Annotated in this window: 13 protein-coding genes; 9 read left to right on the forward strand and 4 right to left on the reverse strand. The window is 68.2% G+C overall.

The features are described 5' to 3' along the window. Positions 1-112: 112 nt before the first annotated feature. Positions 113-589 carry a redox-sensitive transcriptional activator SoxR gene (soxR, locus tag ACGFI6_RS28940; RefSeq protein ID WP_393124004.1) on the forward strand — a complete coding sequence of 159 codons (477 nt, stop codon included), beginning with the start codon at positions 113-115 and terminating at the stop codon, positions 587-589. Between the two features lie 35 nt (positions 590-624). Here the strand turns inward: soxR and ACGFI6_RS28945 are convergent, their stop codons facing one another. Beyond that, positions 625-1,209: a TetR/AcrR family transcriptional regulator gene (locus ACGFI6_RS28945; protein ID WP_393124006.1), complete on the reverse strand. Its 585-nt coding sequence runs from the start codon at positions 1,207-1,209 to the stop codon at positions 625-627. A 53-nt stretch (positions 1,210-1,262) separates the two neighbouring features. Between ACGFI6_RS28945 and ACGFI6_RS28950 the strand changes: the two genes are divergently transcribed. Both ACGFI6_RS28950 and snpA read left to right on the forward strand, forming a co-directional pair. Further along, positions 1,263-2,156 carry an alpha/beta fold hydrolase gene (locus ACGFI6_RS28950; protein ID WP_393124008.1) on the forward strand — a complete coding sequence of 298 codons (894 nt, stop codon included), beginning with the start codon at positions 1,263-1,265 and terminating at the stop codon, positions 2,154-2,156. Positions 2,157-2,319: 163 nt separating this feature from the next. Continuing rightward, positions 2,320-3,000 carry a snapalysin gene (gene snpA / locus ACGFI6_RS28955; protein WP_393124010.1) on the forward strand — a complete coding sequence of 227 codons (681 nt, stop codon included), beginning with the start codon at positions 2,320-2,322 and terminating at the stop codon, positions 2,998-3,000. A gap of 133 nt (positions 3,001-3,133) precedes the next feature. On the opposite strand, the gene ACGFI6_RS28960 is transcribed toward snpA, so the two are convergent. Continuing rightward, positions 3,134-4,156 (reverse strand): LacI family DNA-binding transcriptional regulator, encoded by a 1,023-nt coding sequence (locus tag ACGFI6_RS28960; protein ID WP_393124012.1) that lies wholly within the window; start codon positions 4,154-4,156, stop codon positions 3,134-3,136. Between the two features lie 224 nt (positions 4,157-4,380). Between ACGFI6_RS28960 and ACGFI6_RS28965 the strand changes: the two genes are divergently transcribed. Then, on the forward strand, positions 4,381-5,463 hold the full coding sequence (locus ACGFI6_RS28965) for an ABC transporter ATP-binding protein (protein ID WP_393124014.1): 1,083 nt from the start codon (positions 4,381-4,383) through the stop codon (positions 5,461-5,463). Between the two features lie 18 nt (positions 5,464-5,481). Here the strand turns inward: ACGFI6_RS28965 and ACGFI6_RS28970 are convergent, their stop codons facing one another. Next, positions 5,482-6,462, reverse strand: a complete 981-nt coding sequence (locus ACGFI6_RS28970; RefSeq protein ID WP_393124016.1) for a glycosyltransferase family 2 protein — start codon at positions 6,460-6,462, stop codon at positions 5,482-5,484. A 105-nt stretch (positions 6,463-6,567) separates the two neighbouring features. Between ACGFI6_RS28970 and ACGFI6_RS28975 the strand changes: the two genes are divergently transcribed. The 5 genes from ACGFI6_RS28975 (at position 6,568) to ACGFI6_RS28995 (ending at position 13,023) form a co-directional block, all read left to right on the forward strand. Further along, positions 6,568-9,084 (forward strand): YfhO family protein, encoded by a 2,517-nt coding sequence (locus tag ACGFI6_RS28975; RefSeq protein WP_393124018.1) that lies wholly within the window; start codon positions 6,568-6,570, stop codon positions 9,082-9,084. A 189-nt stretch (positions 9,085-9,273) separates the two neighbouring features. Further along, the gene (locus tag ACGFI6_RS28980; RefSeq protein WP_393124020.1) at positions 9,274-9,570 is read left to right on the forward strand and encodes a metal-sensitive transcriptional regulator; all 297 of its coding nucleotides are present in this window, start codon (positions 9,274-9,276) and stop codon (positions 9,568-9,570) included. 45 nt (positions 9,571-9,615) lie between these two features. Next, positions 9,616-9,837, forward strand: a complete 222-nt coding sequence (locus ACGFI6_RS28985; RefSeq protein ID WP_393124023.1) for a heavy-metal-associated domain-containing protein — start codon at positions 9,616-9,618, stop codon at positions 9,835-9,837. Continuing rightward, complete coding sequence (locus tag ACGFI6_RS28990; protein ID WP_393124025.1) at positions 9,834-10,826, forward strand: hypothetical protein; 993 nt, start codon at positions 9,834-9,836, stop codon at positions 10,824-10,826. Before ACGFI6_RS28985 ends, ACGFI6_RS28990 begins: the two co-directional genes overlap by 4 nt. Next, a complete protein-coding gene (locus tag ACGFI6_RS28995) occupies positions 10,804-13,023 on the forward strand; it encodes a heavy metal translocating P-type ATPase (RefSeq protein WP_393124027.1) in 2,220 nt (739 codons plus the stop codon). Before ACGFI6_RS28990 ends, ACGFI6_RS28995 begins: the two co-directional genes overlap by 23 nt. Before the next feature lie 97 nt (positions 13,024-13,120). On the opposite strand, the gene ACGFI6_RS29000 is transcribed toward ACGFI6_RS28995, so the two are convergent. Then, the gene (locus ACGFI6_RS29000) at positions 13,121-14,665 is read right to left on the reverse strand and encodes a glycoside hydrolase family 13 protein (protein ID WP_393124029.1); all 1,545 of its coding nucleotides are present in this window, start codon (positions 14,663-14,665) and stop codon (positions 13,121-13,123) included. Positions 14,666-14,738 lie beyond the last annotated feature (73 nt).

Below are 14,738 nucleotides of genomic sequence, written 5' to 3' on the forward strand. Positions count from 1 at the left end.
GGGTTCGAGGGGCGCTGCGGAGCAGACCAGTCGATCGACTGGTGCTCTCGGCATCGGGCTCGCACAGTTCAAGCATGGTTGAGTTTTTGGAGCGCCGTTCTAGGGTGGCGGTATGCGAGACGAGAACGTCCCGAGCAAGGAGCACTGGCTCTCGATCGGGGAGATCGCGCAGCGGTCGGGAGTGGCGGCGTCGGCGTTGCGGTTCTACGAGGACCAGGGCTTGATCCTGTCCCGCCGTACGGCCGGGAACCAGCGGCAGTACCAGCGCAGCACCTTGCGCCGGATTGCCTTCGTGCAGGCTGCGCAGCGGGTCGGGCTGGCGCTGGCCGAGATCAAGCAGGCGCTGGACTCGCTCCCCGAGGACCGGACGCCGACGCGGGCCGACTGGAGCAAGTTGTCGAAGTCGTGGCGCAGCCGTCTCGACGAGCGGATCTCCGAGCTGGAGCGCCTCCGCGACGACCTCGACACCTGTATCGGTTGCGGCTGCCTGAGCCTGCAGCGCTGCAACCTCTACAACAAGGAGGACCGCCTCTCCACCCGCGGTCCCGGCGCCCGCCTCCTCAACGTCGGCATCCCCGGCGAGAGCTAGCGGCAAGTTACATCGCTTGCGAGACACTAGGGCCCTCAGGTCAGTAGGCCCTGGTCCACAACGGTGATCAGGAGTTCGGCGGCGGCGGTTGCGTCGTACGACGGGTCAGTCAGGGACTCGGCGACGATCGCGTCGATGCCGCCGCCGATCACGAGCGCCGCGGTCCGGAGATCCAGCTCACCGTCGACCCCGCGTGCGGCCCGCGCTGCCGACACCAGGTCTGCGACCGCCGACCAGCGCGCCTTGGAGTCGGTGAGGGGTGTGACCGAGGTCATCGCCTCGATGAGCATCCGTACATGCCGCGGCCGCTCTCGCAGGTGCCCGACCATCGACCGGATGTACGCGGCGGGCCCGTCAGCCGGCTCCGCGGCGTCGACCGCCGCACCGACCGCCGTCACCAGCTCCGACAGCACGCCCTCGTGCGCGGCCTCGACCAGCGCCTGCTTCGACGGGTAGTGGTACAGCACGCCGGCCTTCGTGATGCCGGCGCTCTCCGCGATCCGCCCGAGCGAGGTCGCGCCGTACCCGTGCTCGGCAACGAGCTCGATCGTGACGTCGATCAACTGTCCGCGGCGCGCCTCCTCGGTGAAGGTCAGGTTCCGGCCACGCGCTGAAGGCATGATCTCAACTTACCGTATGGTTGGATTACCTACCAAGCGGTTAGGAGAGGTTCATGCCCAGGAATCCGATCGGCCACTGGAACAGTGCCGCCGGCCACGAGGACTATCGCGCCAAGTACGACGCCGCGATGCGGGACCTCCCGGCCGCGACGACCGTTCGCGACGTCGGCACCGACTACGGCGACGTCCGGGTGTACGCGTACGCCGGCGCGAAGGGCGGTCTCGATCCGCTCGTACTGCTCCCCGGCACCTCGTCGGGGACGCCGGTGTGGGCGGCCAACCTGAAGTCACTGCTCGCGATCACCGACGCCTACGCGATCGACCTGCTCGGCGAGCCCGGGATGAGCGTCCAGAACCGGCCGATCAGCTCCGACGAGGACAAGGCAGCCTGGCTGGACCAGGCCCTCGCGGCACTCCCCGAGCAGCGGTTCAACCTGCTCGGGATGTCGATCGGCGGCTGGACCGCGATGAATCTCGCCGTCCGCCGGCCGGACCGGATCGCCACGGTCACCACACTGGACGCGGTCAACGTGTACGACGGGATCCCCGCGCAGACCGTACTGCGATCGCTGCCTGCCGCCATGAAATGGCTGCCGCGCTCCTGGCGCGACAGTTTCAACTCCTACACCGCGGGCGGCAGGCCGGTGGAGCACGTGCCGGTCGCGGACATGATCGAGTCCGGGATGAAGAACTACACGATGCGCCAGCCGCAGCCGCGACGGATCACCGAGCAGCAACTGTCCGCGCTGCCGATGCCGGTGCTCGCGATCATCGCCGGACGCTCGGTGATGCACCGTCCCGAGACAGCACGCAGTACGGCCGAACGCGCCCTGCGCACGAAGACGGTCGCGTACTACCCGGACGCGTCGCACGCGATCAACGGCGAGTACCCGGACCGGATCGCGAACGACCTCCGAACGTTCCTGACCACCCACGATCGCCCATAGCCCGACAGTTATGCCAGGCATAGAACGGCCGGCCCGCGACGCGGGTTAACCCCTCGATTTGCCGCGATCTGCTGCGGAAATCCGGAGCCCTTGGGAGCATCCGATGGTGGCGATCGGTAATCCGCCCGTCGCTATCCGCCACCGATCCGGAGTGAGGCCCTCCATGTCGCATCGCCGTATCCTGACCAGTCTGGCAGCGCTCGCCGCTGCCGCTCTGGCCGTTCCCGCGCTCGCAGCGTCCCCCTCGACTGCCGCGCAGGCCACCAACCCGAACGCCTCCACCGCCGCCACCCGCGCCGCGTACGTCGGCTCGCCGCAGGACGAGGCCGCCTCGAAGGCGTTCTACGACGCCGTGATGAAGTCCGCCCGCGCGAAGCAGGCCCAGCAGGCCAAGTCGGGCCGCAAGGTCACCGCGGTGACCGTGACGTACGCGGTCGACGCGCCGACGTTCGCGTCCCAGATCTCGTCCAGCGCGCAGATCTGGAACTCGTCGGTGAGCAACGTGAAGCTCGCCGAGGGCAGCAACTACGACTTCTACTACACCGAGGGCAACGACCCGCGTGGTTCGTACGCGTCCACCGACGGGCACGGCAGCGGGTACGTCTTCATCGACTACGCGCAAGCGGAGCAGTACGACAAGACCCGGATCGTCGCGCACGAGACCGGTCACGTCCTCGGCCTGCCGGACCACTACACCGGCCCGTGCTCGGAGCTGATGTCCGGCGGCGGCCCCGGCCCGTCGTGCACCAACGCCTACCCGGACTCGACCGAGCGCTCGAAGGTCAACTCCCTCTGGTCAAACGGCTTCAACCTCGCCAAGACCGCCTTCCACACCTCCAAGTAGTACCGCCACGCAGGCAGAACCCCAGTTTCCAACGCTGAAACGGCCCGATTTCGGGGGTTCTGCCTGCGTGGGTGTCCACCAAGAGCCTCCGGCTCGGAGTCGCCCGGCAGGGGACGACACCGGGCCGGAGTTTTCACGCCGGGGCGGGGCCGGTTGAGCCGCGGACCACGAGTTCGGGGCGGAAGAGGAATTCGGTGTGGGGGGTGGTGTGGCCGCGGACCTCTTCGAGGAGGGATTGGACGGCGGCGAGGCCCATCGGCTGGACGGGCTGGCGGATGGTGGTCATCGGGGGGTCGGTGAACTCCATCATGGGTGCGTCGTCGTAGCCGACCACCGAGATATCGCCCGGGACGGTGAGCCCACGCTGGCGAGCGGCGCGAATCACGCCGAGAGCCATCATGTCGGAGCCGCACACGACCGCGGTCACCCCGGCCTCCAGCAACTGCCGGCCGGCCGCCTCGCCGCCCTCGACGCCGAACATGCTCAGGGCAACCATCGGGTCCAGGTCCTCGTCCGACAGGCCGAGCTGGGCCTTCATCGAGGTCCGGTACCCGGCCAGCTTCCGCTGCACGACGATGAACCTCTCCGGCCCGGAGGCGAAGCCGATCCGACGGTGGCCGAGGGCAACGAGGTGCGAGACGGCCTGCTCCATCGCGGCGTGCTCGTCCGACGACACGAACGGCGCCTCGACCGACGGCAGCCACCCATTCACGAACACCACCGGCAGCCGCCGTTCGACCAGGGCCTGGTACCGGGCGTGGTCGGCGCCGGTGTCCGCGTGCAGGCCGGAGACGAAGATGATCCCGGAGACGCCGCGCTCGAGCAGCATCTCTACGTACTCCTCCTCGGTCGCGCCGGACGGAGACTGCGTACACAGCACCGGCGTGTACCCGCGCTGCGACAACGCCGACTCGATGACCTGCGCGAACGCCGGGAAGATCGGGTTCATCAGCTCGGGCATCACCAGCCCGATCAGGCCCGCGGAGCGCCGCCGCAACCGCGCCGGCCGCTCGAATCCCAGGACGTCGAGAGCGGTCAGGACCGATTGTTTGGTGTCCTCGGCGACTCCCGGCTTTCCGTTCAGCACCCGCGAGACCGTCGCCTCACTGACCCCCGCCTTGGCCGCGATGTCCGCCAGCCGTGCTCTGCTGCTCACGCGGGGCACTGTACCCAGACGCCGCTGACATTTCAGCAAGATCCTGCAAGAACTTGCAGACTGCGCAGGGATGTCCACTCCGTGAACAGAACGGACACGTCACACGCCGTAAACCTTGTCAGGACGAGTGGCGCCGGGCGAGGATAGGCCAACTACTCCCCCGCCCGGGGGAACCTTTACTCGGATCGTCCGGCACGTTCCTGCCGGTGAAGGGAAGTACAGTCATGGCCACTGTGTCATTCAAGTCCGCAACCCGGATCTACCCGGGTGGCGACACCCCCGCCGTCGACAAGCTCAACCTCGAGATCGAGGACGGCGAGTTCATGGTTCTCGTCGGCCCGTCGGGTTGTGGAAAGTCGACCTCGCTGCGGATGCTCGCCGGCCTCGAAGAGGTCAACGAGGGCTCCATCTACATCGGCGACCGGGACGTCACGCACCGCCCGCCGAAAGAGCGGGACATCGCGATGGTGTTCCAGAACTACGCCCTCTACCCGCACATGTCGGTCGCGGACAACATGGGCTTCGCGCTGAAGATGCAGGGTGTCTCCAAGGAGGACCGTGCCAAGCGCGTCATGGAGGCCGCCAAGCTGCTCGGCCTCGAGGAGTACCTGGACCGCAAGCCGAAGGCGCTCTCCGGTGGTCAGCGTCAGCGTGTTGCGATGGGCCGCGCGATCGTGCGTAACCCGCAGGTCTTCCTGATGGACGAGCCGCTGTCGAACCTCGACGCCAAGCTGCGGGTCCAGACCCGTACGCAGATCGCCGAGCTGCAGCAGCGCCTCGGCGTCACGACCGTGTACGTCACGCACGACCAGGTCGAGGCCATGACGATGGGCGACCGGGTGGCGGTCCTCAAGGACGGTCTGCTCCAGCAGGTCGACACCCCGCTGAACCTGTACGACCACCCGAAGAACAAGTTCGTCGCCGGCTTCATCGGCTCCCCGGCGATGAACCTGCTGACCGCGGACATCGCCGAGGGCGGCGCCAAGGTCGGCGACTACACCATCCCGATCGGCCGCGACATCCTGGCCAAGGCCGGTAGCGACAAGACCCTGACCGTCGGCGTTCGCCCGGAGGCCTTCAAGGTCGCCGACGAGGGCCTGCCGGTGAAGGTCGCCGTCGTCGAGGAGCTCGGCGCGGACGCGTACCTGTACGGCACCGCGGACACCACCGACGGTGAGACCCAGCAGATCGTGGCTCGCATCGACGCCCGGATGCAGGTCGAGAAGGGCTCCACGGTCCGCCTCGCGGCGGTGCCGGACAAGCTGCACCTGTTCTCCACCTCCACCGAGGAGCGGCTCACCGCCTGATCCTCGGCAGCTGTACCTCTACCGGCCCCTGGTGGTTCCGCCACCGGGGGCCGGTGGCATGTTCAGCCGGTCCGCCGGGTCCATGTTGGTCTGCTTGAGCAGGTAGTGCGGGCGCTTCTTGGTCTCGTAGTAGATCCGCCCGATGTACTCGCCGATCACGCCGAGCATCACCATCTGCAGCCCGCCGAGGCCGGTGATCGCGGCGATCAGCGTGACGTACCCAGGCATGTCGACCCCGTGCACCAGCGCGGCCACGAGTACCCAGACGGCGTACGCCGCGGCGACCCCGGTCAGCAGCAGGCCGATGTAGATCGCCGCCCGCAATGGCTTGTTGTTGAACGACAGCAGCCCGTCCAGCCCGTACTCGAGCAGCCGACGGAACGTCCAGCGGCTCTTCCGGTCCGGGGCCGCCTTCACGTTGTCGTACTCGAACAGGAACGACTCGAAGCCGATCCAGGCGAACAGCCCCTTCGAGAACCGGTTGTACTCGTTCAGCTCGAGCAGGCCGTCGACCGCGCGCCGGGACAGCAACCGGAAGTCGCCGACCCCGTCCATCAGCTCGACGTCGGCCCACTTGTTGATCAGCCAGTAGTACGCCCGCGCGAACAGCGTCCGGGTCGCCGGGTCGCCGGTCCGGTTCCGGCGGGCGATCACCTGGTCGAAGCCGCGCTCGTACTCCGCGAGCATCCGCCCGATCAGCTCCGGCGGGTGCTGCAGGTCGGCGTCCATGATCACCACGGCGTCGCCGGTCGCGTACCGCAGGCCGGCCAGCATCGCGGCCTCCTTGCCGAAGTTCCGGCTGAAGGAAAGATAACGGACCGATTCGTCGGTGGCCGCCAACGAAACCAGGGCGTCGAGCGTCCCATCAGCGCTACCGTCGTCGACGTACACGATCTCGTACGGCCGACCGGTGCCGGCCAGCTCGAGGCTGAGCGCCTGATGGAATCGGGAGATCACCTCGACCTCGTTGTAACAAGGCACTACCAGACTCAACCGCATCGTCGTCCCCATCCGCCCCGGGTTGCCATCATGATGCGATTGTTGTCCAGACCAGTATGAACCGCTAGTTTTGGCGGCCGTACGACCGGATCGAAGGGGCGGCCAATGGTTTCCGAGGACATCGGTGAAGGACAGCCCGGGCGGGGGCGCTCGGCGCTGCTGCCTGCCTGCGTCGCCGCCGCCGTGGTGGCGGCGGTGTTCGTCGCCTCCGGAATCATCCGCGGTACCTTTCCCTTCGGTTCGTTGTCCCGCAGTACCAATGATCTTGGCACCCAGTACATCCCGTTCTTCGCCCACCTGTGGGACGTCCTGCACGGCCAGGCCCAGGGCGACCTGCTGTTCAACTGGCAGAGCGCCTTCGGGGTCGGCTTCCTGGCCGACCTCGGCGTCGATCTCGGCAGCCCACTGTCCCTGCTGGTACGCCTCTTCCCCCGCGACCAGATCGACCTGGCCGTCTTCGTCATCACCATTCTCAAGCTCAGCCTCGCGGCCGCCGCAATGACGGCCGCACTACTCAAGATGCGCCGAGGACCCCGTTGGGTTGCAGCAATCTTGGGAGTTTCCTACGGCGTCTGCGGCTGGGCCATCGACGACGGAGCCTACGTCCCGATGTGGCTGGACGGTCTGATCGCCCTGCCGATGTTCTTCCTGGTCGCGGAGTGGTCACTGCGCCGGACCAACCGGGTGCTGAGCGTGCTGGTGGTCGCCGTCTTCTGGCTGTCCAATTTCTACACCGCCTACATGGCAACGTTCGCGGGTGGGATCTATCTGCTCGCCCGGCTGCTGAGCAGCGATCTGACCTGGTCGCTGCGGCTGCGGTCGCTGGTGCGGCACGGGGTCTCGTTCGCGCTCGGGATGGCCCTGGCCGCGCCCATCCTGCTACCGATCTACCTGGCGAACCGCGACGCAACGCCGTCCCCGTCAGGGATCTTCCGGCCCACGCCGATCGGCATCTTCCTGTCCCGGCTGCTGCCGATGTCCGAGGGCGTCGGGCGGACCGCGAGCCTGTACGTCGGTACGGTCGCGCTGCTGCTCGCGCTGACGCTGCCGTTCAACAAGTTCGTTCCGTGGCGGCCGAAGGTGATCTGGATCATCGCCGTCGTCGGCGTGACGCTGTCGTTCCGATGGGCGCCGACCCAGGAGTTCTGGCACGCGTTCGACACCCCGAACGGCAGTCAGTACCGCGAGGCGTTCGTGCTCTGCGGGCTGCTCGTGGTGGCTGCCTGGGTGTCGGTCGCGCACAAGCTGCCCGGGCCGATCGCGCTGCTCGGCGGCGGCGCACTGCTGGCGTTGATCGCCGTAGTGTCCGACGGCAGTTCCCTGCTGAAACGGCATTGGATGAGCGTGCTGATCGCGGTCGGAGTGGCGACTCTGGTTGCGTTCGGCACCATTTGGCTGCTGCGCCGGATCCCCCGCACGCGGCGGTGGCGCCTGCCGGTCGTGGCCGCGTTCGCCGCGCTGCTCGCGGTGGTGGCCGCGGAGACGACCTGGACCGCGGTGATCACCGACGAGTACCGCGCCAAGATCCTCAGCACGTCGAACCTGCCCTGGGACGCGAAGCAGACGGAGCGGTACGACGCGCTCCGCCAGGCCGGCGACTGGCCGACGTACCGGACCGAAGCAGGGACCTCGATCACCCCGAACGACCCGATCCTGCTCGGCGGGCAGGGTGCAGGCCTGTACAGCAGCCTGTTGCCGTACTCGGTGAACCAGATGATGACCTCGCTCGGGTTCGGCTGGTCCGGGTACGGGCGCGCGTCACGCTCGCTCGACAATCCCGTGACCGACGCGATCTTCTCGGTCGGCGCGCGGATGCGACTGGTCGACGGTACGCCGGAGATCAGCAAGGCCGAAGCTCCGCCGCTGGTCACGGTACGGCGCCGGCTCGCCGCAGCGGCCCCGGTCGAGACCACCGCCCCGAACCCGTACGTCGCGCAGGAGCGACTGCTCGGTTCCACGGTGTACGAGGTCCCGAAGTACAAGGGCACCCGGTTCGCGAGCGGGGACGTCAAGATCGTCGCGCGCTGCGCGCCGACGAGTGTTGCGTACCTGTACATGCCGCGGGTCGGCGGCCGCGCCCGGCTGGCCGACGGCGAGTGGCGCGAGCTCAGCTCGTCACGCCGGCCAGGGATCAACACCAGCAGTGCGATGGTCGAACTCGGGACCGTACCCGCGTCCGGCGTCGTGCTCGTCGAGGTGAACTTCGGCGCTGCCCCGCAAGGGATCCCGCCGCGGAACGCGATCGGCTGCCTGAGCCCGCCGGCACTGGAGAAGGCCGTGCAGAGACTACGCACGACCGGCGCGACACAGGTACAGGCGGGCGGTCACTCGATCCACGCGACGCTGCCCGCGGGCAGCCAGGGCTGGGCCATCGTCAGCGCACCGAAGATCAACGGCTGGACCTGTACGGGCGGCGGAAAGCCGCAGGTCCCGAGCGACTTCGGCGGTCTGATGGCCGTCCGCCTGACCGGTACGGCGGACCACGTCGACTGCACGTTCGTCCCACCCGGGCTGCGCTACGGGCTGGCGGCCGGGGCGGCAGCCGCCCTGCTCACGCTCGGAATCGCTGGGATCGGCGCCCTTCGCCGCCGGCGCCGCACCGCGGGCGAACCAACCAACTGACCCCCACCACAAGCCGAACCCACCAACTCAGAGGTTGACCTTCGAGCTGGTGGGTTGGCCTCGTGCATGCGAGGTGCCAACCCACCAGCGGCGAGGTTGACCGCGCTTGCGTTCCATACCCGGAGGGGGTACCTTCAGGGATGTGGATATACCCCCAAGGGGTAGTTGAGGCGAGCAGAGGACCGTGAGATGACCGGCGAGAACGTGCATGGGTACACCGCTCGGAAGGACAGCCATCTGAAGCGGCTGCGGCGGATCGAGGGACAGGTTCGCGGCCTGCAGCGGATGGTCGAAGAGGACCAGTACTGCATCGACATCCTGACCCAGGTGTCCGCGGCCACCAAGGCGTTGCAGTCTTTCTCGCTGGAGCTGCTCGACGAGCACCTCTCGCACTGCGTGGTCGAGGCCGCCCAGAAGGGTGGGCCCGAGGCCGAGGAGAAGGTCCGCGAGGCCTCGGACGCCATCGCCCGCCTCGTCCGCAGCTGAGCCTTCTTCCGGGCAATCCAACCAATTCGAGCAAGGAGCACTGCTATGAGCACCACCACGACCTACTCCGTGTCGGGCATGACCTGCGGGCACTGCACTGCAGCCGTTACCGAGGAGCTCAGCAAGCTTGCCGGTGTCCAGGAGGTGCAGATCGACCTGGTCGCGGGCGGGACGTCCGCGGTCCGGGTGACCAGTGAATCCGCGCTCGACGACGCCGCCGTACGCGAGGCCGTCGACGAGGCGGGCTACGAACTGGCAGCGTCGTGAACCGGGCCGCCGCGCTCCGGCTCGGCGCGTTCGCCGGTGCGCTGGCGCTCGCCTTCGGGGCGGCGTTCGGTATCGGCTCCGCGATCGACCCGATCGCGGCGGCCGACGACGGCACCTCCGGGGCACCGGCCCACGGAGAGGAGATGGGTGGGATGGAGCAGACCTCCGGACACAGCGGGCACGACAGCGGTGGGCAGTTGCCCGGGCTGGCGGTGTCCGACGCCGGGTACACGTTCGCGCCGGCGAAGACGTTCTTCACCTCGGCAGTGAAGGACGAGCTGCGGTTCACGATCCAGGGACCCGACGGCAAGCCGGTCACGAAGTACACGAAGACGCACGAGAAGGACCTGCACCTGATCGTGGTGCGCCGGGACCTGTCCGGGTTCCACCACGTGCACCCGACGATGGCGGCGGACGGGACGTGGAGCATCCCGTTCACGTTCACCGCCGGTGGGACCTGGCGGCTGTACGCAGACTTCCAGCCGGCCGGCCACGACAGCACGATCACCCTCGGCACGGACGTCAACGTCACCGGGCTGTACGTTCCGGTCCCGGTTGCCGAACCGGCGAGCGTGTACAGCTTCCACGGGTACGACGTGACGCTGGCCGGCACGCCCGTCGCGGGCAAGGAGTCCGAGCTGACGTTCAAGATCAGCCGCGACGGCAAACCGGTCACCGACCTCCAGCCGTACCTGGGAGCCTTCGGGCACCTGGTCTCGCTGCGCGGCGGCGACCTCGCCTACCTGCACAACCACCCGGCGGAGCATGCTGAGCCGGGGGCGAAGGGCGGGCCGTCGATCACCTTCGCGACAACCTTCCCGACCGCGGGGACGTACAGCCTGTTCCTGGACTTCCAGCACGCGGGCGCCGTCCACACCGCCGAGTTCACCGTCCGGGTGGGCTCCGACACAACCACGATCGTCCCGCCGGCCACCGTACCGAGTCATGAAGAGGAGGCACACACCCATGAGTCAGAACCAGTCCGTTGAGCTGATCATCGGAGGCATGACGTGCGCCTCCTGCGCGGCGCGCGTGGAGAAGAAGCTGAACCGGATGGACGGCGTCACCGCGACCGTCAACTACGCCACCGAGAAGGCCAAGGTGACATACCCGGACGGCATCTCCACCGACGACCTGGTCGCGACCGTCGAGAAGACCGGCTACACCGCGGCCCTGCCGACGCCGGCCGTCGAGACGTCCGCCGCGGAGCCGGACGAGCTGAAACCCCTGCGGGAGCGGCTGATCGCAAGCATCACGCTCGCGGTTCCGGTGATCGCGTTCGGGATGATCCCGGCGCTGCAGTTCGACTCGTGGCAGTGGGCGTCGCTGACGCTGGCGTTCCCGGTGGTGACGTGGGCGGCGTGGCCGTTCCACAAGGCCGCCTGGACGAACCTGCGGCACGGCGCCGCCACGATGGACACGCTGATCTCGCTCGGTGTGGTGAGCGCGTTCCTGTGGTCGCTGTACGCGCTGTTCCTCGGCTCGGCCGGAGCGCCGGGCATGAAGATGCCGTTCACGCTGATCCCGTCCCGGGGCGGCGGCGCGGAGGAGATCTACCTCGAGGTCGCGGCCGGCGTCACCACGTTCATCCTTGCCGGGCGGTACTTCGAGGCGCGCGCCAAGCGCCGTTCGGGCGCCGCGTTGCGGGCCCTGCTCGAGCTCGGCGCGAAGGACGTCGCCGTACTGCGGAACGGTTCCGAGACACGGATCCCGGCCGATCAGCTCGTCGTGGGTGACGAGTTCGTCGTCCGGCCCGGCGAGAAGATCGCCACCGACGGCGTGATCGTCACCGGCAGCAGCGCGGTCGACGCGTCGATGCTGACCGGCGAGTCCGTACCGGTCGAGGTCGGTGCCGGGGACGCGGTCGTTGGTGCGACCGTCAATGCCGGCGGGCGGCTGGTCGTGCGAGCGTCGCGCGTCGGCGCGGACACCCAGCTGGCGCAGATGGCGCGGTTGGTCGAGGACGCCCAGAACGGGAAGGCCGCCGTCCAGCGGCTGGCCGACCAGGTGTCCGGGATCTTCGTACCGATCGTGATCGGGCTCGCGCTCGCGACGCTCGGCTTCTGGCTGGGCAACGGTTCGCCGGTGGAGGTCGCGTTCACCGCTGCCGTCGCCGTACTGATCATCGCCTGCCCGTGTGCGTTGGGCCTGGCCACGCCGACCGCGTTGATGGTCGGTACGGGGCGGGGCGCCCAACTCGGCATCCTGATCAAGGGGCCGGAGGTGCTCGAGTCCACGCGCCGCGTCGACACCGTCGTACTGGACAAGACAGGCACCGTCACTACAGGCCGGATGGAGCTGGTCGACGTACTGCTGGCTCCTGGTCAGGATCGGGCCGAGGTACTGCGACTCGCGGGCGCACTCGAGCACTCGAGCGAGCACCCGATCGCTGCCGCGGTGGCGCGGGCGGCTGCTCTTGAAGGGAAGTTGCCCGAGGTCGAGGACTTCGGCAACGTCGAAGGCCTTGGTGTACAGGGAATCGTCGACGGGCACGCCGTCCTTGTCGGTCGGACGCGACTGCTGGAGGAGTGGAGCCAGCACCTGCCTTCGGACCTCGCGCACGCAAAGGCGCACGCCGAAGCTGAGGGCAGTACGGCGGTTGCGGTCGGCTGGGACGGCGAGGCACGAGCGGTGCTCGTCGTCGCGGACACTGTGAAGCCGACGTCGGTGGAGGCGATCGCTCAGCTCAAGTCGCTGGGGCTGCGGCCGGTGTTGCTGACCGGTGACAACGAGGCCGTCGCGACGAAGGTCGGCACCGAGGTCGGCATCGACGAGGTGATCGCCGAGGTACTGCCGGCCGGCAAGGTCGACGCGGTGAAGAAGCTGCAGGACGAAGGCCGCGTGGTCGCGATGGTCGGCGACGGCGTCAACGACGCGGCCGCCCTCGCCCAGGCCGACCTCGGCCTGAGCATGGGCACCGGCACCGACGTGGCGATCGAGGCCAGCGACCTGACCCTGGTCCGCGGCGACCTCCGCGCGGCCGCCGACGCGATCCGCCTGTCCCGCAGCACCCTCCGCACCATCAAGGGCAACCTGTTCTGGGCCTTCGCCTACAACGTGGCCGCCCTCCCCCTGGCCGCCGCCGGCCTCCTCAACCCCATGCTCGCCGGCGCCGCCATGGCCTTCAGCTCCATCTTCGTAGTAACCAACAGCCTCCGCCTACGAAACTTCAAACCCCTCACCTGACCGATCTGGGGAGGCTTTTGCCCCCGAATCGGGAAGGAATCTTCCCCAACCCGGGCCTGGTTGCGTGGATCCTGCTTGCTCCGCGAACTGTCTTTGGCTAGACGAGCCAGGCCGTGGTGTCGGGTAGAAGGAGGTCGTTGTCGAGCGGACTGCTGGCGAGCAGCAACCTGCTGTGGGTTGGTAGCTCGATTGGGGCGGAGGCTAGGTTCGTGATGCAGATCAGGCCCGAGTCGCGGTTGAAGGTCAGGACGTTGGGTGGGGAGTTGAGCCAGGTTAGGCGGCCGTCGCCCAGGTGGGTTCGGCGGAGGGTCAGGGCGGTTCGGTAGAGGGTCAGCATCGAGTTCTGGTTGTTGGACTGGGAGTCGACGATGAGGTTCTTCCAGTCTCGTGGTTGGGGTAGCCACGGAGTGCCGTTGCCGAAGCCGAAGGGGGGTTCGTTGCCGGACCACGGTAGGGGGACTCGGCAACCATCTCGGCCGCGGTCGGTGCCGCCGGAGCGGGTGAAGATCGGGTCCTGCAGTACGTTGTCGGGCAGGTCCTCGACCTCGGGGAGGCCGAGTTCCTCGCCTTGATAGACGTACAGGCCGCCGGGTAGGGCCATTGCCAGGAGAGCGGCGGCGCGGGCGCGGCGTTCGCCGAGGACCAGGTCGGTCGGCATGCCGTGCTTGCGGTCCTGGTGCGAGAACGAGGTGTCTGCCCGGCCGTACTTGGTGACCGGCCGGGTCACGTCGTGGTTCGAGAGGACCCAGGTCGGCGGGGCGCCGATCGGTCCGTGGGTCGCGAGGGTGAGATCGATCGAGGCGCGCAGCTCGGACGCGTCCCAGGCGCGGGACAGGAAGTCGAAGTTGAACGCGGTCTGCAGTTCGTCCGGGCGCAGGTAGAGCACGAACCGTTCCTGGTCCGGCATCCACATCTCGCCGACGAAGAAGCGTTCCTCGTACGTGTCCGAGATCTGCCGCCAGCCGCGGTACACCTCGTGCACCTCGTCGTGATCGGTGTACGACTCCTCGATGCTGTCCAGGTCCTTGAAGAGCACGGCGGCGCTGTCGATCCGGATGCCGTCGACGCCGCGATCCAGCCAGAACCGGAGGATGTCGTGGAACTCGTCGACCACCTCCGGATTGCGCCAGTTGAAGTCCGGCTGCTCCGGGGCGAACAGGTGCAGGTACCACTCGCCGTCCGCGACCTGGGTCCAGGCCGGGCCGTTGAAGATCGACTGCCAATCGTTGGGTGGGCCATCGTTGCGGCCGGGGCGGAACAGGAACCGATCGCGTTCGGGCGATCCCGGGGCGGCCGCCAGCGCCTGCCGGAACCAGTCCTGCTGGTCGGAGCCGTGGTTCGGCACGATGTCGATGATCGTACGGATGTTCAGCGCATGCGCCTCGGCGATGTAGGCCTCTGCCTCGGCGAGCGTGCCGAACGCCGGGTCGATCGCGCGGTAGTCCGCGACGTCGTACCCACCGTCGGCCATCGGCGACGGGTACCAGGGGTTGAGCCAGATCGCGTCGATCCCGAGCTCAGCCAGGTACGGCAGCTTCGCGCGCAGCCCGGCCAGATCACCGATCCCGTCATCGTTGCCATCGGCAAAGCTCCGCAGGTAGACCTGGTAGATCGCGGCTCCCCGCCACCATTCGTCGGCCATGAACTCTCCTTAACCCTTAAGACTTCCGGCGGTCAGGCCGGACCAACCACCCACCCCCGAGCGGAGCGAGGGT

Source organism: Kribbella sp. NPDC048928, from assembly GCF_043197975.1.
Lineage (GTDB): Bacteria > Actinomycetota > Actinomycetes > Propionibacteriales > Kribbellaceae > Kribbella.